Origin of the sequence: Parasphingorhabdus sp., from assembly GCF_039982395.1 — a bacterium.
Classification (GTDB): domain Bacteria; phylum Pseudomonadota; class Alphaproteobacteria; order Sphingomonadales; family Sphingomonadaceae; genus Parasphingorhabdus.
In genome coordinates, this window is record NZ_JBDWYO010000006.1 from 1,043,819 (window position 1) to 1,069,964 (window position 26,146).

Annotated in this window: 23 protein-coding genes; 9 read left to right on the forward strand and 14 right to left on the reverse strand. The window is 52.4% G+C overall.

The genetic code is table 11. From position 1 onward, the window contains the following. Window positions 1-15: 15 nt before the first annotated feature. A complete protein-coding gene (locus ABJV08_RS15040) occupies window positions 16-1,485 on the reverse strand; it encodes a sodium/solute symporter (protein WP_348037223.1) in 1,470 nt (489 codons plus the stop codon). A 203-nt stretch (window positions 1,486-1,688) separates the two neighbouring features. Between ABJV08_RS15040 and ABJV08_RS15045 the strand changes: the two genes are divergently transcribed. Further along, window positions 1,689-3,632, forward strand: coding sequence for a beta-galactosidase (locus ABJV08_RS15045; RefSeq protein WP_348037221.1), 1,944 nt, complete (start codon window positions 1,689-1,691; stop codon window positions 3,630-3,632). Here the strand turns inward: ABJV08_RS15045 and ABJV08_RS15050 are convergent. The 4 genes from ABJV08_RS15050 to ABJV08_RS15065 all read right to left on the reverse strand — a co-directional run bounded on the left by ABJV08_RS15050 (window position 3,629) and on the right by ABJV08_RS15065 (window position 6,951). Continuing rightward, window positions 3,629-4,276 carry a hypothetical protein gene (locus tag ABJV08_RS15050; RefSeq protein ID WP_348037219.1) on the reverse strand — a complete coding sequence of 216 codons (648 nt, stop codon included), beginning with the start codon at window positions 4,274-4,276 and terminating at the stop codon, window positions 3,629-3,631. The genes ABJV08_RS15045 and ABJV08_RS15050 overlap by 4 nt on opposite strands. A gap of 43 nt (window positions 4,277-4,319) precedes the next feature. Beyond that, on the reverse strand, window positions 4,320-4,874 hold the full coding sequence (locus ABJV08_RS15055; protein ID WP_348037217.1) for a hypothetical protein: 555 nt from the start codon (window positions 4,872-4,874) through the stop codon (window positions 4,320-4,322). Window positions 4,875-5,014: 140 nt separating this feature from the next. Further along, the gene (gene fghA / locus ABJV08_RS15060; RefSeq protein ID WP_348037215.1) at window positions 5,015-5,842 is read right to left on the reverse strand and encodes an S-formylglutathione hydrolase; all 828 of its coding nucleotides are present in this window, start codon (window positions 5,840-5,842) and stop codon (window positions 5,015-5,017) included. Beyond that, complete coding sequence (locus ABJV08_RS15065; protein WP_348037213.1) at window positions 5,842-6,951, reverse strand: S-(hydroxymethyl)glutathione dehydrogenase/class III alcohol dehydrogenase; 1,110 nt, start codon at window positions 6,949-6,951, stop codon at window positions 5,842-5,844. Before ABJV08_RS15065 ends, fghA begins: the two co-directional genes overlap by 1 nt. 401 nt (window positions 6,952-7,352) lie before the next feature. On the opposite strand from ABJV08_RS15065, the gene ABJV08_RS15070 reads away from it, so the two are divergent. Both ABJV08_RS15070 and ABJV08_RS15075 read left to right on the forward strand, forming a co-directional pair. After that, the gene (locus ABJV08_RS15070; protein WP_348037211.1) at window positions 7,353-8,501 is read left to right on the forward strand and encodes an acyl-CoA dehydrogenase family protein; all 1,149 of its coding nucleotides are present in this window, start codon (window positions 7,353-7,355) and stop codon (window positions 8,499-8,501) included. Then, complete coding sequence (locus tag ABJV08_RS15075) at window positions 8,501-9,325, forward strand: MaoC family dehydratase N-terminal domain-containing protein (RefSeq protein WP_348037209.1); 825 nt, start codon at window positions 8,501-8,503, stop codon at window positions 9,323-9,325. Before ABJV08_RS15070 ends, ABJV08_RS15075 begins: the two co-directional genes overlap by 1 nt. 1,167 nt (window positions 9,326-10,492) lie before the next feature. On the opposite strand, the gene ABJV08_RS15080 is transcribed toward ABJV08_RS15075, so the two are convergent. The 5 genes from ABJV08_RS15080 to ABJV08_RS15100 form a co-directional block, all read right to left on the reverse strand. After that, complete coding sequence (locus ABJV08_RS15080) at window positions 10,493-11,179, reverse strand: DUF4197 domain-containing protein (protein ID WP_348037207.1); 687 nt, start codon at window positions 11,177-11,179, stop codon at window positions 10,493-10,495. A gap of 109 nt (window positions 11,180-11,288) precedes the next feature. Beyond that, window positions 11,289-11,807 carry a hypothetical protein gene (locus ABJV08_RS15085; protein WP_348037205.1) on the reverse strand — a complete coding sequence of 173 codons (519 nt, stop codon included), beginning with the start codon at window positions 11,805-11,807 and terminating at the stop codon, window positions 11,289-11,291. Window positions 11,808-11,876: 69 nt separating this feature from the next. Further along, complete coding sequence (locus ABJV08_RS15090; protein WP_348037203.1) at window positions 11,877-12,668, reverse strand: SDR family oxidoreductase; 792 nt, start codon at window positions 12,666-12,668, stop codon at window positions 11,877-11,879. A gap of 12 nt (window positions 12,669-12,680) precedes the next feature. Beyond that, the gene (locus tag ABJV08_RS15095; protein ID WP_348037201.1) at window positions 12,681-13,817 is read right to left on the reverse strand and encodes an acyl-CoA dehydrogenase family protein; all 1,137 of its coding nucleotides are present in this window, start codon (window positions 13,815-13,817) and stop codon (window positions 12,681-12,683) included. 45 nt (window positions 13,818-13,862) lie between these two features. Further along, window positions 13,863-15,056, reverse strand: a complete 1,194-nt coding sequence (locus ABJV08_RS15100) for an acyl-CoA dehydrogenase family protein (RefSeq protein ID WP_348037199.1) — start codon at window positions 15,054-15,056, stop codon at window positions 13,863-13,865. A gap of 207 nt (window positions 15,057-15,263) precedes the next feature. On the opposite strand from ABJV08_RS15100, the gene ABJV08_RS15105 reads away from it, so the two are divergent. The 6 genes from ABJV08_RS15105 to ABJV08_RS15130 all read left to right on the forward strand — a co-directional run bounded on the left by ABJV08_RS15105 (window position 15,264) and on the right by ABJV08_RS15130 (window position 21,895). Then, on the forward strand, window positions 15,264-16,100 hold the full coding sequence (locus ABJV08_RS15105) for an SDR family NAD(P)-dependent oxidoreductase (protein ID WP_348037197.1): 837 nt from the start codon (window positions 15,264-15,266) through the stop codon (window positions 16,098-16,100). Next, window positions 16,097-17,527 carry an MFS transporter gene (locus ABJV08_RS15110; protein ID WP_348037195.1) on the forward strand — a complete coding sequence of 477 codons (1,431 nt, stop codon included), beginning with the start codon at window positions 16,097-16,099 and terminating at the stop codon, window positions 17,525-17,527. Before ABJV08_RS15105 ends, ABJV08_RS15110 begins: the two co-directional genes overlap by 4 nt. 87 nt (window positions 17,528-17,614) lie before the next feature. After that, window positions 17,615-18,916: an acyl-CoA dehydrogenase family protein gene (locus tag ABJV08_RS15115; RefSeq protein ID WP_348037193.1), complete on the forward strand. Its 1,302-nt coding sequence runs from the start codon at window positions 17,615-17,617 to the stop codon at window positions 18,914-18,916. Between the two features lie 15 nt (window positions 18,917-18,931). Then, window positions 18,932-20,017, forward strand: a complete 1,086-nt coding sequence (locus ABJV08_RS15120) for a Zn-dependent alcohol dehydrogenase (RefSeq protein WP_348037191.1) — start codon at window positions 18,932-18,934, stop codon at window positions 20,015-20,017. Between the two features lie 23 nt (window positions 20,018-20,040). Beyond that, window positions 20,041-21,102: a phosphotransferase family protein gene (locus ABJV08_RS15125; RefSeq protein WP_348037189.1), complete on the forward strand. Its 1,062-nt coding sequence runs from the start codon at window positions 20,041-20,043 to the stop codon at window positions 21,100-21,102. A gap of 1 nt (window position 21,103) precedes the next feature. Continuing rightward, a complete protein-coding gene (locus ABJV08_RS15130) occupies window positions 21,104-21,895 on the forward strand; it encodes an SDR family oxidoreductase (protein WP_348037187.1) in 792 nt (263 codons plus the stop codon). Here ABJV08_RS15130 and ABJV08_RS15135 read toward each other — a convergent pair. The 4 genes from ABJV08_RS15135 to ABJV08_RS15150 form a co-directional block, all read right to left on the reverse strand. Continuing rightward, on the reverse strand, window positions 21,892-22,512 hold the full coding sequence (locus tag ABJV08_RS15135; protein WP_348037185.1) for a hypothetical protein: 621 nt from the start codon (window positions 22,510-22,512) through the stop codon (window positions 21,892-21,894). The two genes, ABJV08_RS15130 and ABJV08_RS15135, sit on opposite strands and share 4 nt — an antisense overlap. A gap of 114 nt (window positions 22,513-22,626) precedes the next feature. Further along, the gene (locus tag ABJV08_RS15140) at window positions 22,627-23,157 is read right to left on the reverse strand and encodes a hypothetical protein (RefSeq protein ID WP_348037183.1); all 531 of its coding nucleotides are present in this window, start codon (window positions 23,155-23,157) and stop codon (window positions 22,627-22,629) included. A gap of 131 nt (window positions 23,158-23,288) precedes the next feature. Next, on the reverse strand, window positions 23,289-23,951 hold the full coding sequence (locus tag ABJV08_RS15145) for an agenet domain-containing protein (protein WP_348037181.1): 663 nt from the start codon (window positions 23,949-23,951) through the stop codon (window positions 23,289-23,291). Window positions 23,952-23,988: 37 nt separating this feature from the next. Then, window positions 23,989-26,133, reverse strand: coding sequence for a prolyl oligopeptidase family serine peptidase (locus ABJV08_RS15150; RefSeq protein ID WP_348037179.1), 2,145 nt, complete (start codon window positions 26,131-26,133; stop codon window positions 23,989-23,991). Window positions 26,134-26,146: the final 13 nt, after the last annotated feature.

Sequence of the window (26,146 nt, forward strand, 5' to 3'; positions counted from 1 at the left end):
GATTCCGTTTGTTGATCAATCTTGCGTCATGGCTGCCCGAAACCCGACAAATACCGAGCGTTTGCCGAGCATGCGATTGACAGTCAGCGATGCCATCACTGACGTTACCAGGGTGACCACCATGAAATCGATATAGTGCATGGTGATGATACCCGCTGGCTGCAATTGGAAAGTATAGACGCCATAGAGCAATACGCCCCAGATCACTCCGCCGATCGCTGCTGGTGCAACAACGCCGCGGAACAGAAGCCCTGCGATGAAGGCCGAAAGAATCGGCATAGACAACAGACCATTGAGTTGCTGCAGCAGATTGATGATACTCTCCGCATTCTGATAAAGCGGCACCAACATGATCGCCAAAATGGTGAACAGAATAGACATTCCGGCCGCCAGCTTCCAGTGATCCTTGACTTCACCGATAAATTGCTCGTGAAAATCGACTGAATAAAGCGCAACCGAACTGTTGAGAACGGCACTGAACGTGGTGATCACCGCAGCAGCGACCATCGCCGCAAACGCACCCGAGAGCCAAGGCGGCAGGACGTGCGCGACCAACATGCCATAAGCCGCATCATTGACATCGCCGAACAGCTTAAAGGCAACGATGCCGGGAATGACGACGATTGCCGGTACAATCAAAATGCGAATGCCGGCAGCGACCATCACGCCTTTTTGCGCTTCTTTTACGGTCGGTGCAGCCATCGCCCTTTGGGTAATATTTTGGTTGGTAGACCAATAGAAAATCTGAATAAAAATCATGCCGGTGAACAATGTATGAAACGGGATCGGAGAATCTGCGCCCCCAATCATCGTGAGCCGTTCTGCCGGAACGCCGGACGATAGATCAAAATCCACAGCTGCCAGCGCAAGGAAAACGATCAACATTGCCAGCCCCAATATACCGACACCGGAATAAGTATCCATCACGGCGACAGCTCGTAAGCCGCCAAAAATTGTGTAGGCTGCGGATATGATCGCCAAAAGCGAGGCGAAATATATCAAGCTGATGTCGGAACCGAATAGGGACTGCATGAACAGCGCTCCTGAATAGAGCGCGGCAGGCAAATAGATCAATATATTGCCTATCAGGAACAAGGCGGAGATCAGCGTTCTGATGCTCTTGCCCTTATAGCGTTTCTCCAGCAGCTCGGTCACGGTGGTGCAATTGTTTCGATAATAAATCGGGACGAAAACAAAAGCGAGAATGAGCAATCCGAAGAAACCGCAGATTTCCCACCAAGCAAGAAGTGCCATTTGGTTGCCGTTCATCCCGACCAGTTGGTCCGTCGACAAATTGGTCAAGGTGATTGAACCCGCAACAAACAACCAACTCAGACCGCCGCCGGCCAAAAACACATCTTTGCTGGAACCATCATGGGTTTTGGCTTGCCGAACTTTCAGCCAGGTAGCGAAACCAATCAGAGCTGTGATGAAGACGCAAACCAATATTTGCACGCCGCTTGCAGTCGGTAGATTCGCTAACATTGACTTCCCCTAAGTCCCTCAATTGCCTTGCTTCAGCCAGGACATTTTCAAGCCTAGACAAGGCGTGATCAAATGCAAGCTTAGGCCTGAGATGGATTGATTTTGCGTTTGACAGCACGCCTTGCACAGCCGCAAATGCGCTCCATGAAATATCAACGAGAAGTGATCGCCTTGATGGCAACCCTCGAACAGAAAGCCAGCGGATGAAATTGGGTTGTTGCTATTATCCAGAGCACTGGCCTGAAGAAATATGGGCAGATGACGCACAACGAATGGCGGAAATGGGACTCGAGCTGGTGCGTATCGGAGAGTTTTCTTGGAGCCGGATAGAACCAGAACCCGGACAATATGATTGGGACTGGCTTGACCGGGCCATCGATACGCTTAGCCAAGCTGGATTGAAGGTCATTCTGGGAACCCCGACAGCAACACCGCCCAAATGGCTGGTCGATCAAATGCCGGATATGATTGCGATCGATGCCAGCGGCAATGCGCGCAAATTTGGGTCACGGCGTCACTATTGTTTCTCCCACCGTCCCTATCGTGATGAATGCGCGCGGATCGTGACCGCCATGGCCGAGCGTTTTGGCAAGCACCCCGCTATCTCAGCATGGCAGACCGACAATGAATATGGCTGTCATGAAACCACTATAAGCTACTCCCATGCCGCCGCTGCCGCGTTTCGTGTCTGGCTGGCGCAGAAATATGATGATGATGTGCAGCGGTTGAACGCGGCCTGGGGTAATGTTTTCTGGAGCATGGAATATCGCTCTTTCGATGAGATCGATCCACCCAATCTTACGGTTACGGAAGCAAATCCATCGCATGTGCTCGACTATCGCAGATTTGCTTCGGATGAAGTGGTATCATTCAATCGGTTACAAGCAGAAATTCTCCGTGCCCATTCTCCGGGGAGAGATATCACCCATAATTTCATGGGATTTGTGACCGACTTTGATCATCATGATGTGGGCGCAGATTGTGACGTCGCCACATGGGATAGCTACCCTCTCGGATTTCTCGAACAATTCTGGTTCACCGACGATGAGAAAAACCGATATGCAAGGCAAGGCCATCCCGACATCGCGGCATTCCATCATGATCTATACCGGGGCTGTTCCAACGGTCGCTGGGCGGTCATGGAGCAACAACCCGGTCCGGTAAATTGGGCACGATATAATCCAGCGCCTCTACCGGGCATGGTCAGATTGTGGACATTGGAAGCGATGGCTCATGGTGCCGAATTCTGTTCCTTCTTCCGGTGGCGCCAAGCGCCGATAGCGCAAGAACAGATGCATGCTGGCCTGCTGCGTCCCGACAGCGTTGAAGATCAGGGCGGACAAGAAGCGCGTCAGGCTGCCGATGATATTGCGGCGATCGGACCGCTGACAGATACAACTAAATCCGTGGCTCTGCTCTTTTCCTATGAAGCCGCCTGGCTGTTTGAAGCACAACCACAAGGGCAAAATTTCCGATATATTGAACTGGTATTTGAGACCTACAGCGCGTTGCGGCAATTGGGCCTCAATGTTGATATCCTCTCACCAGACGCACGGTTTGAAGATCATCAGATGATCATCGCCCCAAGCCTGCCGATCCTGACTGATGATTTGGTTTCCCGCCTTTCAGATACAAATGTGCCTATACTTATTGGTCCCAGAAGCGGCAGCAAAACGGCGGACTTTCAAATACCACCGGAACTTGCGCCGGGACCTCTGCAGAGTAAATTGCCTATCAAAGTAACCCGCGTTGAGAGCTTACGACCGGGTCTTGCAGAAGAATCCCATGGTGAAGGAAAAATCCGGTGGTTTGAGCACATAGCGACAAGCCTGACACCGGAAAGAATGTTGAAAGACAACACGCCAATGGTCTTTCAAAGTCGCAATATCCGATACCTGGCAGCATGGCCTGATGCTGAATATATGAAAGAAATCTTCCACAAAATGGCGATGGAAGCGAAGTTGGATCTCACAACGCTGCCGCAAGACATTCGCATTCGTACAGCAGATAACGTCCGTTACGCATTTAACTATGGGCAGGAATCCGTTGATTTAACGACGATATTCTCGGGTGCTGATAATTTTAAATTCATCGTAGGGTCTAGCAACATAGCCGCTGCAAGTGTCTCCATCTGGGAGCAGATTTAAATCTTGGCCAGCACCACATTGAACAAAAATGGTGCACTATCGTCCTCGCGCTTTGCAATAACCCGGCTCTGTTGATCTTTGGGAATCTCTCCAAGAATCTGATCGATCTTGTTTAGCGGTTCTGCATCAAAATACATTTGCGTCGTTAATTCCCGATAACCGCGGCGCGATATTTTGAAGTGGATATGTGGCGGCCTTACCCAGCCTCTCTGAACCGGGTAAGGCCCCGGCTTCACCGTTTTAAAGCGATAGGATCCATCACCCTTGGTCTTCATGATTGCCCAGCCTTGGAAGTTGAGGTCAACCGGTGTCGAACTGGTGTCGGCTTCATGGGCGTAGCGGCCAGCCGCATTGGCTTGCCAGATATCAACCACCGCATCTGCAATGGTAAGACCGTCATCGTCGAGTATCTTGCCTTCGACGATAATGACTTCGCCAACCGCGATCTTGTCGCTTCCCTTCAACATCGTCAAATCGGCATCTTTGTCGGCTTGGTCTGCGACCGGGTAGAATGGCCCTTCAATCTGGGCTGGTGTCGCGTTGGCGCTTGCCTGACTTTCGCTGCAACCGGTTAGGACCAGACCAGTCCCCACGGCAGCCGTTGCTCCGAGCATGTCCCGGCGTGAAAATTTCGTTTCACTCATCGGCTACCCCTATCTCCGCCCACGTTAGATCGAGCGGAAAATTCTAAGCGACAAATGCTGCGCCAACGAACAATACCGAGCCAATGAGCGTCGCAACAATCGTTTTCCCGCGGTAGGCTTTTGACAGCAAACCAACGACCAAACCGCCTATGACGACGAGAAACAAGGCTATTCCCGCCAATATCTGAAAATACCGAAATGCCACGGGCCCGTGACCTTTGTGCAGTTCGGTTAGAGAGTAGAGCAAGCCGGGCTCTTTCAATGTTGCGGCCCAACCGTCCTCTGTCTTTTCAAATTGTGCATAAGTCCGCGACGTCGGACGGGTCGTGAAAGAATCTCCTCGGCTCCGAATATATTCGAAGTCCAGCGCAACGCCCTGTTCGCTAAGAATATTTTCTACATCCTCTTTGATAGTCGGACTATTGGGATCGATCGTGATATCTTTGGGCAAGCTTATCGCTGTTTCCTCGACCGGCTTGTCTGCATCCAAAAGATATAGGGCGCCTGTACCGCCCACCAAGAGAAAGGATGGAGCAAGAAATGCCGCCAGATAAAGATGCACCAGCACCAGAAAATTGCGCGTTTTTACCTTATTCATAATTTCACTTTCTCAAGATTGTTTGGCTTCTTATTACCGCTGAGCTTTAGATGACATTTGTCGCAGGTTTGTCGCAGGTTTGTCGCAATATCCGAGAAAATTGTCGCAATCGGAACATTCTCAAAAGCGCTACCAATGCATCACAGCCTTTCAGCGTGCCAGCGGAGATGGTCTTCCATGAACGTAGAGATGAAAAAATAACTATGATCATAACCATCTTGGATGTTCAGCGTCAAAGGGATGGACGCTTTCTCGCATGCATCAACCAACAACTGCGGTTTAAGCTGTTCTTCGAGAAAATCATCCCCAGCACCTTGGTCCACCAGTAGGTCAGGAAAACGCGCGCCGTCTTCGATCAACGCACAGGCATCATAGTCACGCCAAGCTGCCTGATCTTCGCCCAGATAGCGGCCAAGAGCCTTTTTGCCCCAAGGGCATTCTATCGGGGCAACAATAGGCGAAAAGGCTGAAGCGGATTTGAAGCGGTCGGGATTTCGCAACGCGATTGTGAGCGCGCCATGGCCTCCCATGCTATGCCCAAATATTCCTTGTCGCTCCATATCTGCCGGAAAATTATCCGCGATCAGCGCGGGCAATTCCTGCTCGATATAGCTGCGCATCTGGAAGTGATCGTTCCAGGGCTCCTGTGTTGCGTCGACATAAAAGCCCGCTCCCTGCCCCATATCATAGCTCGGATCGTCAGGAACGCCTTCACCCCGCGGAGAAGTATCAGGCGCGACGATAATGAGCCCCAACTCACTTGCTAGCCTTCGATATTCACCCTTTTCCATAACATTGGCATGGGTGCAGGTAAGGCCCGACAAATACCAGACCACCGGAAGCTTCGCATCTTGCGCATGATCAGGAACATAGACTGCAAAGGCCATGTCCGTTCCTGTCATAGACGACGCGTGGGAATATACTCCCTGTGTTCCGGAGAAGCTTCTGTTGGTGGAAATCGTCTCCATTAAAACACCACCACGCTGCGGATGCTTTCGCCGGCATGCATCAAGTCAAAGCCCTTGTTGATGTCTTCGAGCGACAATGTGTGGGTGATCATGGGATCGATCTCGATCTTGCCGTTCACATACCAGTCGACGATTTTGGGAACGTCCGTCCGTCCGCGCGCGCCACCAAAGGCTGTGCCTTTCCAGACGCGGCCTGTGACCAACTGGAAGGGACGCGTTGCGATTTCCTTGCCGGCTTCTGCAACGCCGATAATGATGCTTTCGCCCCAGCCGCGATGACAAGCTTCAAGAGCCTGGCGCATCACTTCGGTATTGCCGGTGCAATCAAAGGTATAATCCGCGCCGCCATCGGTGAGCGCCACCAGATGTTCGACAATATCGCCGCTGATCTTTGTCGGGTTGACGAAATGGGTCATGCCGAATTTCTTGCCCCATGCTTCGCGGTCGTCATTAATATCCACACCGATGATCTTGTCTGCGCCAACCATCCGCGCGCCTTGCAGAACGTTGAGACCGATACCGCCAAGACCGAACACGATCACGTTGGAGCCAGGCTCGACCTTTGCTGTGTTGGTCACTGCGCCAACACCGGTGGTAACCCCGCAACCGATATAGCAGCTCTTGTCAAACGGCGCGTCAGTCCGGATCTTGGCAACCGCGATTTCCGGTACAACAACGAAGTTGGAAAAGGTCGAACAGCCCATATAATGATAGATGGCTTCACCCTTGTAGGACATCCGGCTCGTGCCGTCAGGCATCAGCCCCTGCCCTTGGGTTGCGCGAATGGCCGTACACAGATTGGTCTTGCCAGACAGGCAGCTTTTGCACTGGCGGCATTCCGGCGTGTAGAGTGGAATCACATGATCATCTGGAACGACCGAGGTAACACCGGCACCGACTTCGCGCACGATACCGGCGCCTTCATGGCCCAATACACTTGGAAATTTGCCTTCGCTGTCTAGGCCATCGAGCGTGTAAGCGTCAGTATGACAAATCCCTGTCGCCATAATTTCGACCAGCACTTCGCCGGCTTTTGGGCCTTCAAGGTCCAATTCAACAATCTCAAGCGGCTTTTTGGCTTCAAATGCAACGGCGGCGCGGGTCTTCATAGTGGTTCATTCCTTCTACTGACTGGTTGGTCATTATATTATGCCATATATTCCAATATCGTGAGATAAACAGCTTTGTTGGCAACCAACCCAAAAAAGCACCTCATATCGGCAAGAGATAGCACCGTAAACGCTTGGGAATCGATAGCTGCAACCAGACCCCGTGATAGCCAAGATCAGCATGTACGACTCATTGAGTCGTTTCCCCTCGTTGATCTTTAGAATTCCGCGAAAAATTGGCGGAACTCACGGACAACATGATTGTCAGTTGATCTTCAAGCCGAGTTCGTTTCAATGATAGCGAAGTCCACCGCCAGGGTGTGATCCAAGCGTTGCGCGCTTTTCGGAAAGCCGCTTCAGGCGCAGATAGCAATGAGCGAAGTTTTAAAGGGTTAGTTTAAATGCAGGAATATAATGCGATACGTGAAGAAGTCGCCAAACTTTGCCAGAAATTTCCCGGTGAATATTGGCGCGCCCGGGACAAGGCACGAGAATATCCCACCGCATTTGTCGCCGCCTTGGGTGAAGCCGGATATCTAGCAGCCTTGATCCCAGAGGAATTTGGCGGAGCCGGATTGCCGATCTCCGCCGCTGCTGCGATCCTCGAGGAAATTCAAGCACAAGGCTGCAATGGCGGCGCGGTGCATGCGCAAATGTATATCATGGGAACGATGCTGCGGCATGGTTCGGATGAACAGAAAGCGCAATATCTCCCCAAAATTGCAACCGGCGATTTGCGTCTGCAGGCTTTTGGCGTGACCGAACCGACCAGCGGCACCGATACTCTCGCACTAAAAACCACCGCAAAGCGTGATGGAGATAACTACATAATCAATGGTCAAAAATTGTGGACCAGTAGGGCAGAGCATAGCGATTTGATGCTGTTACTCGCCCGTACAACACCACGCGATCAAGTCAGCAAACGGACCGACGGCTTATCCGTCTTTCTCGTCGACATGAATGCGGCACTGGGCAACGGGCTGACCATTCGCCCGATCGATACCATGATGAACCACAGCACGACCGAGCTATTCTTTGACAATATGCATGTGCCTGCCGCCAATCTGATTGGCGAAGAGGGCAAGGGCTTCCGGTACATCCTCTCCGGGATGAATGCCGAACGACTGCTGATCGCCGCGGAATGTATTGGTGATGCAAAATGGTTCATTGAAAAGGCCACCGCTTATGCCAAAGAACGGGTTTTGTTCGGACGCCCTATCGGCCAAAATCAAGGCGTCCAATTCCCGATTGCCCGTGCCTATGCACAAATGCGCGCCGCAGAACTGCTGGTCCACGAAGGCCTGCGCAAATATGAAGCAGGCGAAAATTGTGGCGAGGAAGCCAATATGGCTAAGATGCTGGCAGCAGATGTCAGTTGGGCAGCCGGAGAAGCCTGCGTCCAGACCCATGGCGGTTTCGGTTTTGCGGCTGAATATGATATCGAGCGCAAGTTTCGCGAAACCCGACTCTATCAAGTCGCTCCGATCAGCACCAACATGATCCTTTCCTATGTGGCAGAACATGTTCTGGGCTTACCAAGGAGCTATTGATGAGCACTTGGGCCAACTGGATCGGCAAGAGCGAAACCCGCCACGATGTGATCACGCCGGGCTTGCTGCAACGGTTTTGCGCTACCATCGACACACCAGTCACCGACGAAATTCCACAAGGGTTACACTGGTGCCTCTGTTTGCCGGAGTCACCGACCAAAGAACTGGCGCTAGATGGGCATCCAGAGAAAGGCGGCTTTCTTCCTCCCATCCCTTTGCCCCGCCGAATGTGGGCGTCGAGCAGCGTTTCTTTCAAACATCCGCTAAAGCTGGGTGATGAAGTGGCACGCGTCTCGTCTATCGCCTCTATCGAAAATAAGTCCGGCAAGTCGGGCGATTTGGTTTTTGTGGCAATCGATCATGACACATTTGTCGGCAATCGCGTTATGATAAGCGAACGGCAAAATATCGTGTACCGCGAGCCCGCCACTAAAACGACGAATGCCGAGCCTGCAAAAGCCCAACCACCTGATTTTCAAGACTGGGATTGGCAGCAAGAGATCATAGCTTGCGAAAAGATGCTGTTCCGATTTTCGGCACTGACATTCAACAGTCACCGCATCCATTACGATCGACCTTATGCAATGCAGAAAGAAGGCTATCCTGGTCTCGTCGTACACGGACCACTCATGGCGACATTGTTGCTGAACCTTGCGGCAAGCCAACTGGGTCCAAACAGACTTTCTAGCTTTTCTTTCCGAGGACAGTCTCCGGCTTTTGCGGGCTTATCCTTACAGTTGGTTGGAAAACGCAATGGCGAGGATGTTTCCCTTGCCGTTCTTGGTCGCGATAATGAGATCATGACTGCTCAAGCGGCGATCTAGAGGCCTTTTCAGCGAAGCCAAGAGAAGCCCGACGGCTGGGTCGCATTAACCGCCGAACTTCTCCTGGATACCCAAAAGGGTTTGGTGCGGCACCGTTGTAGAGCGGGATAAACTGCTCCAGCGGATCGGCGCCGCAAGAGTTTGTTAGACGAGTCTATTCACGACCACTGTGATTACCATCACTGTTCACTAGAAAAATACGCAGGAAAATCGATTGTTGGAGATGGTTTTGACCAAAAATCGGACGAGACCGTCCTGAAGTCACCGCAGAACGAAAAACGGGAACTTATCCGAAGATAAGCTCCCGCTGCGCCTCTATTGGGGTCGCCATCCTCTTGCGATTCCGGCAGCCGCTTGTTTGGCGTCTGGTTTCCGGGCCAAATGCGTTAATGGTCGGTGGTTGTCCACGTGTCCGCTTGCGCTTCTTCGCTTCGGTTCCCAACCCGCATTTGGTCCAGTCACCTGACGATCCTTGTTCATCCGATCCGTTCCGGCTTGCGCCTTCCCTTTTCACACGTTCTCCGATCATCCATCGAGAGATCAATTTTCTATTCTTGCGAAAAGCAAATAGGTCGTCTCGACCATCTTCTGGCCTTCGTCCTGTCCTGCGGGTCATTGCTGACTGGTCGCTGGTTCGTCCGATCGCCTTCCGATGACTGTTATATGATACTCGGTTCCGAGTCGGTCCTAGTGAAAATAAGCGAGTTATCCACAGGGCCTGATATTAGCAGTGGAAAACCTCTGCCAAAGCGGTGGATAACGTTTCTTTCGGGAATGGGGGATCAATGGCGGTAAATTTGTCCGCTGGTCCGGCCTTTCTCTTGGGAGGGGATGAAGAAAGGGCCGGACCTTTGGACCAATCCCGGTGCCTCTATCGGGAGGAAGAGGAGGCAACCGGGACTGTAACTTTTTGCCTTAGACCTGAACCGTTGAGAACAGCAATATGCTGCTAACGGAAAGGGCGGCGACAATATTGAAAAGCGTTCTCATGGATTTTCTCCTTATTCCAACGCCCGTCAAACATCTCTTTTCCTGCGTAACTTACAGGCTCGAAATGGTCGCAATCCGACTAAGTTTCAATTGAAAACGGAGCTTATTCAGTTGCAAGAAACGCAACTGAATAAGCTCCGTTTTTACCGAAACACAGAAGCTATTGCACTGAAATTACTAGAAAATACCTTTTAAAAGCTTCTTGCCCTTACCGAGAGGATTGCTTCGGAAGTTCGCTTCTTCCTTCCCAATATAGGAAAAGATTCCATCCAATGCTTGATCGGTAACACTGTCAGTCAAACCATCCCTCGATAGATCTGTCCCACCCAATCGAGCCAAGGAAGAGATCGAACCAAGTTTTTCAACTTGCTTGTAAGCGCCTAGATCGCTCAACGCCTTTTCTACAAGCGGGCGAACTTTCATCGCTAGCTCCTCGCCCGATGTACGCCGCAGATAACTAGAACCAGCCGCATCGCCGCCCGTTACAATACCAACACCATCCTGGAGCGTCAGACCGTCAATCGCGGAGCGAAACACAGGCTTGGCTTCCAGAGCCGCCCGACCAGCGGCATCATTCAGAGTTTTTGTAATATCTTTGGTCAATCCAGCCTTGCTCGTAAAACGCAAGATGCTTGACGCTTTTTGCAGCGGGCCAGGCAACAAGACCCGCACCGCTTTATCGGCGTAAAATGCTCCCGGCTCTGAGAGCTTGTCCAACGCATTGTCGGAAGCATTGCCGAGAAGGCTCTTCATACCTGTGCTTTGTGCCATCGCCGGTGCCGCCGCGAAGGGCATTAACCCGAGCGGAGCCGTCGCTAAGGCAAAAGTGGCGAGTAATCTACGAGAGGTTTTTCCGTTACGCATGGCTAGATCTCCTGATTTATTCCAAGATATCATAGCACATTTCATTCGCCCAACGCTGAACAACGCGGGTTAACCGGTAAATTTGTGCAAATTTTTAGCCGAAAGTGGGCTATTTTTGTTCAGAGAATGCCAGAACACCTTTTGTTTCTTCAGCGGAGATGGCGCTAAGTGACAGTGAGAACGGATCCCCTTCATCAGTTTTTCCTGAGAGGTTGGTTCCGCTCCGCGCAACCTCAAAATCATGTCCGGTGAGCTGCGTTTCATACCAGTCGGCGAGATCGTTCACGCCAGAAGGGGCCTTGAAGCTGATCTGAACCTTGCCACTGTCGCCATCCACGTCCTGAATATCAAAACTGGTCACGCGGCTGCCAGGGTAGAGGTCGACATTGTTCATGTCGAAATCATCGCTGTCTAGCGTGATCGCCGGCAGGTCAACTTCCATCGAGAAACCATCGGCCTTGATCGAGAATTTGCTATCTTCCTCACCACCGCCGATTTTGACTTTCTCGGCATCCGACTTGCTCTCATCGCTAAAGTCTACGGACACACCCGAACCATCGTCAGCCTTGTTACAAGCCGACAAGGCAAGCGGCAGCGCGGTTAGCAAAAGCAGGTATTTCGGGGTCATGCAAATTCTCCATACTGTATTGCTATATTAATACAGTATGGAGTTTATCACGTCAAGCAACGATCCCGATCACGGTTCTATCGTCGCATCTGGATTGGCAGCATTAACGACGCCGCCATCAACGGGGATCGTTGTTCCGACAACATAATCTCCGGCTGGACTGGCAAGGAAGACTGCAGCTGATGCCATATCTTCTGGTCGACCGATGCGTTTGGCAGGGATGCCTTTCTCGACCGTGTCTTCAAAATCGCGCGCCGCCTTGTTCATCGACGAGGCAAAGGCGCCGGGCGCGATTCCCGTCACAATGATATCTTCCTGTACAAGCTTGGAGGCCATTTTACGGGTCAAGTGGATGACCGCTGCCTTGGAAGCCTGATAGCTATATGTCTCCCAGGGGTTAACCTTCAAACCGTCAATCGATGCAATGTTGATGACTTTGGCTGGACGTTCAAAGCTTGCAGCAGCCTTTAATTGTGGATGCAGCGCCTGAGTCAGGAAGAACAAACCCTTGACGTTAGTATCCATCACCTTGTCCCAACCAGCTTCTGGAAAATCGACATATTCTGCTCCCCAAGCCACGCCGGCATTGTTCACAAGAATGTCGAGTTTCTCTTCGCGGGAAGCGATTTCTGCGGCCAAGGCCTTGCAACCTTCATAGGTTGAAATATCGCCCTGAATATATGTGCAATTTTCACCAAATTCGGCAGCAGCGGCTTCGCCCTGATCTGCCTTACGGCCCGAAATATAGACTTTCGCACCCTGCGCCAAAAATCCTTCGGTGATCATCGCGCCGATACCGCGCTGACCGCCGGTGATTAAGGCTACACGGCCCTCTAGCGAGAAAAGTTTGTTAAAGTCCATCATCATTATCCCTTAATAGCCATGCATCTCAGCAACGAGATTCGTGTGATAATTTGCATCACCCATGAACTCTTGCAGCCCGCGATCGCGTTTCATGTAAAGTCCGATGTCATATTCGTCCGTCATGCCGACGCCGCCATGCATCTGAACTCCTTCTTTGACAGAAAGTGCCGTTGCACGCCCCGCTTTCGCTTTGGCCACCGATACCATCAATTCGGCTTTGGAAGAGCCTTCATCGAGCATTTGTTGGGCTTTCAAGACCGTTGCCCGCGCAATTTCCATCTCGCTATAAAGGTGAGATATCCGATGTTGCAGCGACTGGAAGGTCGCAATTATTTTATCGAACTGTTTGCGGCCTTTGACATAGTCGACGGTAATATCCATCGCCCCTGCACCGACGCCCAAAATTTCAGCAGCGGAACCGGCACGGCCGGCATTGAGCATGCGTTTGAGCACAACATCGCCATCATCCACTTCGCCGATCACAGCATCCGCATCCACGAGGACACCATCGAATTCGACATGAGCAGCCATCGCGCTGTCAACCAAGCGCACAGAGTTTCTGGTCAGGCCAGCGGCGTCTGTATCGACCGCAAATAGGGTCAGTCCTTTTTCATCACCTGCGCTGCCGCTCGTCCGGGCCGCGACGATCAAAGTATCCGCAGATCCTCCTTGCACGACAAATTGCTTCTTGCCGTCCAGCTTGAAACCATTTCCTTCCCGGCTGGCTGCCATGGTGATTTGATCCGGGCGATGTTTTGCGCCTTCATCGATCGCCAGCGCCAATACGCTGTCGCCGGACAATATGCCGGGGAAATATTTGTCGCGAAGCGTTTTGCCGCCCCCGTTGAGCGCCTCGACCCCGGCAACGGCCGTAGCGAGAAACGGTGAAGGCGTGAGATTGCGGCCAATTTGCTCCAAAACCACACCGGCGTCGACATGGCCGAGACCAAGGCCACCTTCTTCTTCCGAGATCATGATTCCGGTAAAGCCCATTTCTGCAAATTTTTTCCACAAATCATGGGAAAAACCGTCCTTGCAATTCATATCGCGGAACTTGCGGAAGTGGGCGACATCACCTTCGCCTTTCATAAAATCAGCGGCGCTGTCTTGCAGCATTTGTTGGTCGTCGTTTAGATAAAGCGGCATCGCTTTCTATCCTCTCAAAAAATTTCTAGATCTGGGTCTGTTGATTTACGCGCCGGGCAATCGCAGGATTTGCTTGGAAACAACATTCAACATCACCTCGCTGGTGCCGCCTTCAATGCTGTTCGCCTTCGTCCGCAGCCAGCTTCGCGCGGTTAGTCCGCCATTGGTGGCCTCACTTTCCCACTCCAGAACTTCGCTACCGCCAGCCGACATGATCAATTCATGCCGGCGCTTGTTAATCTCGGTACCGGCATATTTCATCATATTGGGCTGTGCAGGATGGCAAAGACCGGCCTTAAACGTATCACCAAAACGTTCCGCCATGGCCCGGAATGCCAATACTTCAATATCCATATCCGCCATTTGGGCACGGAGCATCGGATCGTCGAGACGACCCATTTCATCGCGGCCATATTGGTCGGCAAATTTTGCTCCGAGCGATGTTGCGCCCTCGGATCCGCCTCCGGCAATCATGCTGCGTTCGTGGCCGAGTAGATATTTTGCAACATCCCAGCCTTTGTTCACTTCGTAAACCACGGAAGAGACGCCCTCGCCGTAGCTTTTTGGTACTTTGACATCATCAAAAAAGGTTTCGCAGAATGCGGACTGGCCTGAGATCAGAACAATAGGCTTGGTCGCAACACCTTCGCTGGCCATGTCGAAGAGCATGAAGGAAATGCCCTTATGCTTTTCATTCTTGTCGGTGCGCGTCAGGCAAAAAATCCAGTCAGCCTTGTCGGCATAGCTGGTCCAGATTTTCTGACCGTTGATGACGAAATGGTCGCCTTCGTCAACTGCACTGGTTTGGAGCGAAGCCAAATCTGAACCCGACCCTGGCTCAGAATAACCCTGACACCAACGAATTTCGCCGCGCGCGATGGGCGGCAAGAAATGTTTCTTCTGCTCCTCGGTGCCAAAGTGCAGCAACGCGGGGCCAAGCATCCAGATGCCAAAGCTCGACAAAGGCGAACGACACCTCAGCCGCGCCATTTCCTGGCCCAATATTTTGGCTTCCGCCCGAGACAGTCCACCACCGCCATATTCTTTAGGCCAATCGGGAACGGTCCAACCCTTTGCGGCCATGATATCCAACCACTCTTTCTGGCCCGGCTTAAAGGTCGGATTACGACCGCCCCAGCAAGCATCGCTTTCATCAACCAGTGGTTGACGCATTTCAGGTGGGCAATTGGCTTCCAGCCAAGCAGCCGTCTCTGCGCGGAATGTTTCCAGATCGGACATCACGATTTTCCTTTTAATTGCTCAATTAAAGTTGGACTATCATAAATGCGCTGATCGATTCAATGATTCCCTGAACCGAAATCGCAAAAAATTACCGACGACAAGTCGCCTTTACGGTTTCCGTAGCGGCAGATTGTCGGATCGCCAGAAGCGATTGACGTACAAATTGCGCGTCGCTTATGTTGAACAAAAAAGGAGCGGGTGGACATGCGTTTTCAAGGCAAGACTGCGGTTGTAACGGGCGGCTCATCGGGCATTGGACGAGGCACAGTAGATCTGTTTCTCCGCGAAGGCGCAACAGTTGTCATGGGCGATATTGATGAGGCCGAAGGCACAGCCATGATGTCCGCGCTAGGCGAAAAATTCTATTTCAAGACATGCGATGTCACGCAAGAAGATCAAATCAAAGCCCTTATGGATCATGCTGCAGAGCAAACCGGTGGCATAGATATTGTATTCAATAACGCCGGCGCAGGTGGACCGCGGGATGCGATTGACGAGATCAGCGGTGACGACTGGGACTTTGCGATGGCATTGCTGCTTAAATCTGTGGCCATGGGTATTCGCCATGCCATGCCCCATTTAAAGAAGCGCGGCGGTGGAGCAATTGTGAACACCAGTTCAATTTGCGCCTTTCACGCGGGCTATGGTCCGATTGCTTATTCCGTTGCAAAAGCCGGCGTATTGCATCTGACCAAAGTCGCAGCGGCGGAACTGGCGCAATATAAAATTCGTGTGAACGCGATCTGCCCCGGCTTCATTCAGACCAATATTTTTGCTGCTACTCTTGGTGCGAACGAAGAGGAAAAAGCACAGATCAACACCCTAATCGGTCAACTGGGGGCAACGACACAGCCCGTCGCTCGGCCCGGCATTCCGGATGATATCGCTGAAGCCGCCGCGTATCTGGCGAGCGATGCGGCAGGTTTTGTAACCGGCACCCATATTTTGGTGGATGGTGGCATATTGACCGGACCGCAAAGCAGCTGGGATCCGGAAACGCCCGGTATGCTCGATGCCATGATCGCGGATGATGCTAAATGAGTCTCTTGAATGCCGTCGCGGGAAAGCTGCCTCTGCGATCGAAACTTCTCTATGGCTCCGGGTCCATCGGCTACGGAATCAAAGATAACGGCTTCGCGACATTTCTGCTCTTTTACTACGAACAGGTCATAGGCCTCGATGCCGGATTGGTGGGCCTTGCTATTGCTCTGGCCTTGGTCGCTGATGCCTTCATCGACCCCGCAGTCGGTCAATTCAGCGACCGCACAAGAACACCCATCGGTAGACGCCATCCATGGCTATATGGCGCTGCGATCCCGATCATCGTGGCTTGGCTACTCTTATGGCAACCACCAGAGCTAGGACAAACCGGCTTGTTCTTCTATCTTTTTGGCACCGCATTGCTCGTGCGCATGGCGTTCTCAGCATATGAAGTGCCCGCGCTCGCTCTGCTGCCGGAACTCAGCAGCGACTATCATGATCGCACCGCAATCATGCGTTACCGCTTCCTGTTCGGATGGGCGGGCGGTCTGTTCATCATGTTCCTCGCTTATGCGATTTTCTTTGTACCTTCAGAGAAATATCCGATCGGGTTGCTCAACCGAGATGGCTATGAGGGATATGCGATCTTCGGCGCCTGCGTAATGTTTGCGGCTGTGGTCATCTCTGCATTGGGCACGCATAAGCGTGTCGTCGCCACATATCGAAAAGCAAAATCCTTTCCCGAAGCAGCGGAATCACTCTCGCAAATCATGGCAACATTTCGGTATCGGCCGTTTATGCTGTTGATGTTGGCTGGCGTTTTTGCATTCACCAACCAGTGGCTGGTGTTTGCGCTGTCACCTTACCTGTTTACCCATGTCTGGGAGTTTAGACAGCCTGACTTCACCGCATATGCCATATTGCTATTTGGCGCTGCGGTTCTGGCATTTGTCATGGTCACACCGGTCTCGATGAAACTTGGCAAGGCTCGGGCCGCGTCCATTCTCACCCTGATCGCCTTGGCCATCGGCACAGCACCCTATTGGCTCCGCATCTTCAATATCTTCCCGACACCCGGTGAAGCCTTAATGATCCCGGTCCTTTTTGCATTGCTCCTCGTCGCAACAGCAAGCAGCATCGCGGCGATGATCCTGACGATGTCGATGATTGCCGATGTTACCGATCAATATGAACATGACACTGGCAAGCGCACAGAAGGCCTTTTTTCATCCGGCATGTTCTTCATGCAGAAAGTTGTGAACGGCTTGGGCATTTTGCTGGCCAGCCAGATTATCGCATTTATCGGCCTGCCTCGGGGGGCCGAACCGGGCGCGGTTGATGGCGGTATCGTAGACAATCTCGCTTTCATCTATCTGATCATTGCCACGATTTTGGCACTGACTGGCGCATGGGCCTACACGAAATTTCCCTTGGGAGAGGCCGATCATCAGAAGCGAATGGCGGCCCGCACGGGTACTGACGAATAATATGGTTGGGCGCCCCGTTTCAGGGTGGAAAGCCCGGCGCTCGTCTGATAAGTTAATCGCATAGTTAAAACAAAGAAGGGCTTGGACATGGATTTTGATCTCACCGAAAAGCAAGAATATTGGCGCAACCGGGTGCGCGATCATATTGAAAATCATGTCCGCCCCCGCGTTGCTGATTTTCAAGAAGAAGATGCAAGCGGCGACCGATGGAAAGTTCTTCAAGTTGTTCAGGAAGAGAAAAAGAAAGCCAAAGAAGCAGGTATCTGGAACCTGTTCATGCCGCCTCCCAATCCAAATCTCACTCATATTGATGACGTTTTTGAATTTGAAGGCCCTGGTCTGACCAACCTCGAATATGCGCTTTGTGCCGAAGAAATGGGACGCGTTGGCTTCTCCTCCGAAGTATTCAATTGCTCGGCACCAGACACCGGCAATATGGAAGTGTTCCACCGCTACGGCACGCTGGAACAGAAAGAGCAATATCTGCGCCCGTTGATGAATGGTGAAATTCGCTCCGCCTTTTTGATGACAGAGCCAGCCGTTGCATCATCCGACGCAACCAATATCGAGACCGCGATTGTTCGCGATGGCAATGAATATGTCATCAACGGACGCAAATGGTGGTCTTCCGGCCTCGGTGACCCGCGCTGCAAAATTGCCATCGTCATGGGCAAGACGACGTTCGAGGGCAGCCGTTATACGCAACAGTCCCAGATCCTGATGCCAACCGATGCGCCAGGCGTGAACATCATCCGTCACCTACCCGTCTTCGGCTATGACGATGCGCCGCACGGCCATATGGAAGTCGAAATGAAGGACGTTCGCGTCCCTGCGGAGAATATCTTGCTCGGAGAAGGGCGCGGTTTTGAAATTGCACAGGGCCGCCTTGGACCCGGCCGGATCCATCACTGTATGCGGACCATCGGTGTCGCTGAAGAAGCGCTTGAAAAAATGGTCAAGCGGCTGCAATCACGCATCGCTTTCGGCAAGCGCATCTCTGAACATAGTGTCTGGGATGAACGCGTTGCGCGCGCTCGGATCGATATCGACATGAGCCGCCTGCTCTGCCTGAAAGCTGCGGACATGATGGACAAAGTCGGCAACAAATATGCTAAAGCTGAAATAGCGATGATCAAGGTTCAGGCCCCGAATATGGCGCTAAAAATCATCGATGATGCCATTCAGGCCCATGGCGGCGGCGGCGTTTCGAACGATTATGGCCTCGCAAGCGCTTATGCCCATCAACGCACTCTGAGGCTTGCCGATGGTCCAGATGAAGTTCACAATCGGACCGTTGCCAAAATGGAGTATGGCAAATATGCCGAAACAGCCGATGGTAGCAAAATGAAAGAGGAGTTTTCCTCAGGTGATCTTGCCGTCACTCGGTAAAAAGGAAATATGTCGATGAAAGCTGCTGTACTGATTGAAGCGGGGAAACCGCTTGAAATAGAAGACGTGGTGATGTCCAATCCAGGACCGCACGAAGTGCTCATTCGAACGGCAGCATGCGGGATCTGCCATTCGGACTTGCATTTTGTCGATGGCAGCTACCCGCATGCCTTGCCCGCCATTCCAGGTCACGAGGCCGCAGGGATTGTCGAGGCGATCGGGAGCGAAGTTCGCACCGTAGCGGTTGGTGATGCCGTAGTGTCTTGCCTGTCGGCTTTTTGCGGACATTGCGAATTTTGTGTATCCGGACGAATGTCTCTGTGTCTTGGCGCAGACACCCGGCGCGGCGGCGACCAGCCACCTCGCATAACCAGACCCGACGGAACCACGGTCGGGCAAATGCTCAATCTTTCCGCCTTTGCCGAACAGATGCTGATCCATGAACATGCTTGCGTTCGAATTGACCCGGACATGCCCTTGGATCGCGCTGCCGTTATTGGTTGTGCCGTGACAACCGGTGCGGGGACGATCTTCAACTCCTGTGACTTGACGCCTGGCGAAACCGTTGCGGTTGTCGGTTGCGGCGGTGTCGGTCTGGCAACGATCAATGCCGCAAAAATTGCAGGCGCCGGTCGTATTATTGCAGCTGACCCGATCCAGGAGAAACGCGATCTTGCCATCAAGCTTGGTGCAACCGATGTCATCGATGCATCAGCAGATGATGCGGCGGGACAGATTGTCGAGCTAACAAAAGGTGGCGTCGACCATGCGATTGAAGCCGTTGGACGGCCGGCATCTGGTGATCTGGCAGTTGGTTCGCTCAAGCGTGGCGGCACGGCGACCATTCTCGGCATGATGCCACTCGATCATAAAGTGGGTTTGAGCGCGATGGACCTGCTCTCCGGCAAGAAATTGCAAGGCGTGCTAATGGGAGCCAATCGTTTCCCGGTTGATATCCCGCGTTTGGTAGACTTTTATCTGCGAGGATTGCTCGATTTAGACAGTATTGTTGCGGAAACAATTCCGCTTGAGCAGATCAACGAAGGTTTTGAGAAAATGAGAAAAGGCGATGCAGCCCGCTCTGTGATCACTTTCGCATAACATAATAGGAAGAGGGACTTCCCATGAATCCACAGGAAGACATGACTGGCACAATGGACGTGCCGGACAAGGACAAGCTCGATGAAGCGAACCTAACAAACTGGATGGAGGCCAATGTTGAAGGCTTTTCCGGCCCGTTAAGTTTAAGCAAATTCAAAGGCGGCCAATCCAATCCGACTTATAAGATTGATACGCCCGGCACCTCCTATGTGCTGCGCAAGAAACCGTTCGGAAAGCTCTTACCATCGGCACATGCCGTCGATCGTGAGTTCCGGGTAATAGCAGGACTCTATCCTACCGGCTTTCCTGTCGCCAAACCTTACGGCCTTTGCGACGATGACAGTGTCATCGGTACGATGTTCTACATCATGGGTATGGCAGACGGTCGTACGCTTTGGGACGGCACCCTGCCCGACAGCAATCCTCAGGAGCGTACAGCCATCTACCATCAGATGATCGATACATTAGCGCAGCTTCATAGCTATGATCCGGCTGAATTGGGGTTGGAGAAGCACGGCAAGCCTGGCAATTATTGTGAACGCCAAATCTCCCGATGGACGCAGCAATATCGACTGTCCGAACTTCAGGTCATTCCCGAAATGGACAAGTTGATAGAATGGCTCAGCAAAACGATCCCAGAACAGAAAAGCTTTGGTATTGTTCACGGTGATTACCGGTTGGACAATATGATCTTTGCCCATGACGAACCGAAAGTTATCGCCGTTCTTGACTGGGAGCTCTCGACGCTCGGTGATCCAATCGCAGATTTCGCTTATTGGCTCATGGCCTATGAAATGGAGCCGGAAGGCCGCAGCGGGTTGAAGGGCTTCGACCTTGCATCGCTGGGCATTCCATCCCGCGAAGAAGCCATCGCACGCTATTGCGAAAAATCCGGCATGGCGGAACTGCCGCCGATGGACTGGTATCTCGCCTATAATCTTTTCCGCCTCGCGGCTATTTTGCAGGGCATTCAAAAAAGAGTCGCCGATGGCACGGCCAATAGCGCCGCTGCGGCAGAAATGTCGGATCGGGTGACTCCCTTGGCGCAAGCCGGGTGGGAAGCAGCCAAGCGAGCAGGAGCTTAATATGGACCTTAAAGACAAAGTTGCGATCATCACCGGCGCCGGCAGCGGGATTGGCCGTGCCGCAGCCCTTTTATTTGCAGAACATGGCGCAAAAGTCATAGCTAGCGACGTCACCGATGACGTGAACGAAACCGCAAAAGGCTCTGAAGGCAAGATCATCGCAATCAAGGCTGATGCAGGATCAGAGGGCGATGTTGAAATGCTCGTAGAAGCTGCTCAGCAGCGGTTTGGCGATCTCAACATATTCTTCGCCAACGCTGGGATTGGTGGCGGATTTGAAGGCATTTTCGACAGCAGTGTCGCCGAATGGCAAGAGGTGTTGCGGGTCAATCTGATTGGTCCGTTTCTGGCGTGCAAATATGCCGGCAAAGTCATCGCAGAAAGCAAACATGGTGGTTCGATCATCTGCACCGCCAGCGTCGCCGGCATTAGATCCGGCGCAGGCGGACCGGCCTATTCGGCCTCCAAGGCTGGCGTGATCAACCTCGTTAAGGTCGCAGCGCAACAATTTGCCACTTCAAATGTGCGTTGCAACGCAATCTGTCCGGGCATTACCGAGACCGGCATGACACAATTTATCTACGACAAGGCGCGCGAAAAGGGCAAGGAAGACCGGTTGGGCTATCTGAATCCGCTACGCCGCGGAGCGGCCCCGTCCGAGATGGCGGAAGTCGCCTTATTTCTAGCCTCCAACCGGTCATCTTACGTCAATGGACAAGCCATAGCCGTTGATGGTGGATTGAGCGCATCACACCCGGTGACCCGTCAGGAATTTGGCCGGACCGCAGTCTAGTTCGCAAAGGCGAGATCGCCCGCCCCGATCTGCACGAAATCGACTCGACCTTCAGTGGCACCGCACAGGAATGTGCGTTGATCACTATTGGATAGCTCGCCTTCTACTCTCCAGCCTGCACCATCACGGGTCACAGATTGGATCGCAGATACCCGGGCATCGTTGCCGACTTTGCGTTCAGCCGCTGTGGCACAAGCATTGATGGCCGATTCCATGGCACCGGTTCCGCGGTTGTATCTGCTATCATTGCGCGTGTCAGCGCGCCGATCATCATAGCGTTGATTTCGACTGCGATAGTCACGGTTTTCATCCCGCCGGTCACGGTTACTCTTTGATGCTGCACTGGCAATGGCGGCAATCCCGCCGATCACGAGAATACCCGCCAAGATGTCACCACCATCTACCCGGCCGCGATGGCGACGATGCCCACGGTTTCCTCGATAGCCCCGCCAGCCTTCTGCTGTCTCATTGTCCGCACTCCAACCCAGCGAACTGGCATCTATCGGTGCCGTAACCGCCATCTCCGGTTGAATGGGTGCGGCTATAGCGGGAGAGAATCCAGAAAAAATCAACGCGGTCGACGCTGCGAGAGCGGAAAATCTTGTGATCTTGGTCATTTGAAATACCCCAGTTTTGCACAGATTTCCTATCCCAAAATCTGCTATTTTTTAGAATATAGCTGGTCCAGCCTGTCACCAGGCTGAACCATTTTCTTCATTCGGCGATGCTCATCAATAGCGCCGGGCGTAATTTAGACCCTTGAACTGCACGTCGCTCACGCGATTGCCTTCAATAAAGCAAGTGAACTTGCCTTTGTCGGCATAACCGTTTCTCTGGTAGCGACCCCGGCCTTTCTCAACCAAAATCTTGCCTTTGACCCGATAGCCATAGCGCGTCCGGTCGATATCCCGAATGTCGGTTACGCTTGCATGGCCGCGGCGTGTCGCCCTATTTTCAGCGGCTCGTACACATTTGTTCACAGCCTTGCGCTGACTGATATGATACCGTCCATTATAGTGGCGGGAATCTCTGTAGCGCTGATCATTGTAGCGATCACCACGATAGCTTGCATCTCGATAGCCACGATCCTTGTTGCCGGAGCTCGCGATTGCTGCAATGGCGCCGATAATTGCCACACCGGCAACAATCTCGCCAGCGCTCGGACCATTGTGACGGCCGTCCTTGGCCATTGCGGGGGTTACAGAAACGGCCATTGCAGCAGCAGCAGCGGTTCCAACGAGAGCTTTGTTTAGCTTGTTCATGTCCACTTTCCTTTCACACTGCCCGAAACCAATTCCCGAGCTTGCAAAGCCCTTTTAGGCGAGTCAGGTTGAGTAAAGACTGAACTGCCTCGACAGGTGGCGTTCATGTTAATAGCTATTTTTATGAACAGCTATTTTTCGGCCTTTACGGCATGTGCTATATCCAAACGGATGCGACGCAACGGACTGTTCTCCTTAAAACCATCATCGAATTGGACATTAAACATATCCCCCTCGAAAGACTCGACATAGCCGGGATACCATCGCCCTTGCCCCTTCCAGTTAACCTCCACGCGCGCTCCCGGAGGTATCTGCAAATCGGCAATGTAGCGCGGTTCTATTTGAACGAGGAGACCGTTATCAATCCGTACCCTAGGGCTGTCCGCTGACACATTTACCACAGTGGCGGGATACCAGAAGCGATCAGCCCCCCAGTTCACCAACACCCGGTCCAACCGATTCCAGCTTTGAACAGGGACGCTTTGCTTGACGAAAGATATCGCACAGGTCTTCATCTCAGCGCGGGTTATTTCAATCCGGTAACTGTCGCTAAAGTTCCGTTTCAGACAAATCGGCAGTTCAAATGCGCCAGCTTCGAAAACACGGACATCAAAAGCCCCTTCGCCTTCGCTCCGTCGCCATTGGGCGCTCCGCCCTGGCTTCATCATCCAGCATTTGCGAGCGCGAACCAGACTTTTATCATCGGTTCGGTAGGTGCAGACTTTGACTTTGTCACTGCGCTGATTGCTAATCTCGACCGTTTCGGCATTCGCAACAGATGCGACGAAGAACATCGCGATAATTAAGCCTATGAAAGAAACGAAGCGCAAATTATTTGTCCAGTTTGAGCCCAATCGCATGCGCTAGAAAAGCATATATATCGGAATATTCTTCAATCACCTTGTCCGTCGGCTTCCCGCTACCATGACCAGCCCGCGTCTCAATGCGGATCAGATGAGGTGCATTTCCTGTATTGAGAGCCTGCAGCCTCGCGGTATATTTGAAACTATGCCCCGGAACCACCCTATCGTCGGTATCCGCGGTCGATACGATCAAAGACGGATAATCAACGCCGTCAACAAGATTGTGGTAAGGAGAATAGCCCAACAGGGTCCGGAAATCCTGCTCCTTATTCGGGTAGCCATAATCATCGACCCAATAGCGACCGGCTGTGAATCGGTCGAAACGTAGCATGTCCATCACTCCAACAGCCGCATGGCCAGCAGCGAACAGATCCGGTCGCTGATTGGCAACCGCACCGACAAGCAAACCGCCATTCGAGCGCCCTTCAATGGCCAGACCATCGGCCGGCGTAATGTCTTCCTTGATCAGATATTCGCCCGCGGCAATGAAATCATCAAAGACATTCTGTTTGTTTTGCAGGCGTCCACCGTCGTGCCACTCTTTGCCATATTCACCTCCACCTCGGAGATTGGCGGAGGCGAACACGCCGCCCGCCTTTATCCAGGCCATCCAAGCGGGTTTATATTGCGGCAGTACCGAAATATTGAATCCACCATAGCCATAAAGCAATGTCGGGGCGCCCTCAGACAGATCCTGACCTTTCTTGTGCACCAGAAACATTGGTATTTTTGTGCCATCTTTGCTCGCGTAGAAACGTTGCGTCACTTCGACCGTGTCTGGATCAAACGGCAAGGTCGGTTCCGCCCAAATAGTCGGTGCCGACTTTGAGTCATAACGAAACACCGTTGTTGGCCGATTGAAGCTCTCAAAAGTGAAAAAACCTTCGCTGCCCTTGATGGAACCGCTGAGCTGCTCCACTTGCCCCAGACCCGGAAGGGCCAGAGTGCCTTGCGCCTTGCCGTCGAGATCAAAAATTGACAGCTGACTTTTGGCATCGACCAAATAGCTGACAACCATCGTGTCATTCACGATCATCGCGCCATCCACAACCGCATCACTCTCTGAAACCACTTCGGTAAATTCCGGAACTTCCGCGCTTACATCGGTTTTAACGATACGCAGCCGCGGTGCGTCTTTGTTCGTCGCAAAGTAGAGCGTATCCCCAATACCGTCGATCAAGCGCCAGTCATTTTCAAAACCGCTGACCAGTTTCCGCGTTTCAAGCTTCGGTGCATCCACCTTGATGAGCGTGATCTCATAGCGTTCATCCGTCCCCGAGGATGACGTGACAGCCACCCATTCCTTATCGGATGTCAACTCCGCTGTATGATTGAGTTCAGGCTGGTCGGGCGTGGCATAGACCTTGATATCCTTTGACTGATCCCAACCGATAATATGCAAGTAAACCGCATGGTCAGCATTCAGAGACTGAAAGGCAGCACCTTCCTCCGGCTCTGGAAAGCGGGAATAGAGAAAACCGGAATTTTTCGGCATCCATGCCAGGTCGGTGAATTTGGCCCATTCAACTGTGTCCGGCTTCACCTCACCAGTTGTCACATCAAGGACCTTGAGGGTTCGCCAGTCCGATCCACCGTCTTGCACTGCATATACCAAAAGACTGCCGTCACCCGAAGGTTTCCAATATGCCAGCGCTGTTGCGCCGTCATCTGACCAGCCTGCCGGGTCGATCAACACCCGCTCTTCACCATCTGCGCCATCACGAACATAGAGCACAGCTTGATTTTGTCCGCCGCTTTTCCGCTCGTAGAAATATTTGCCGCCCGCCTCGACAGGGATGCCGAGGTCATCGAAATCAAACAATTCTTCCATCGACTGCGCGAGGACTTCTCGTCCCTCTAGTTTTTCGAGATAAGCATCGGTGACCGCGTTCTGCGCATTCACCCAATCGGCAACTTCAGCGTCTTCCCGAACATCATTCTCTAACCAACGATAGGGATCAGAAATATATTCGCCAAATTGCTCTTCGACGACATCAACGGTTTTGCTGCCTGGGTATGTCAGGGGGTTTTCCTTATTATCATGGTTTTCGGCAAGCGCTGGAGAAGCGACGGCCAGTCCCAAGGCCAATGTCAAAACGGATAGACTGCGCATATTCACCCCAGCA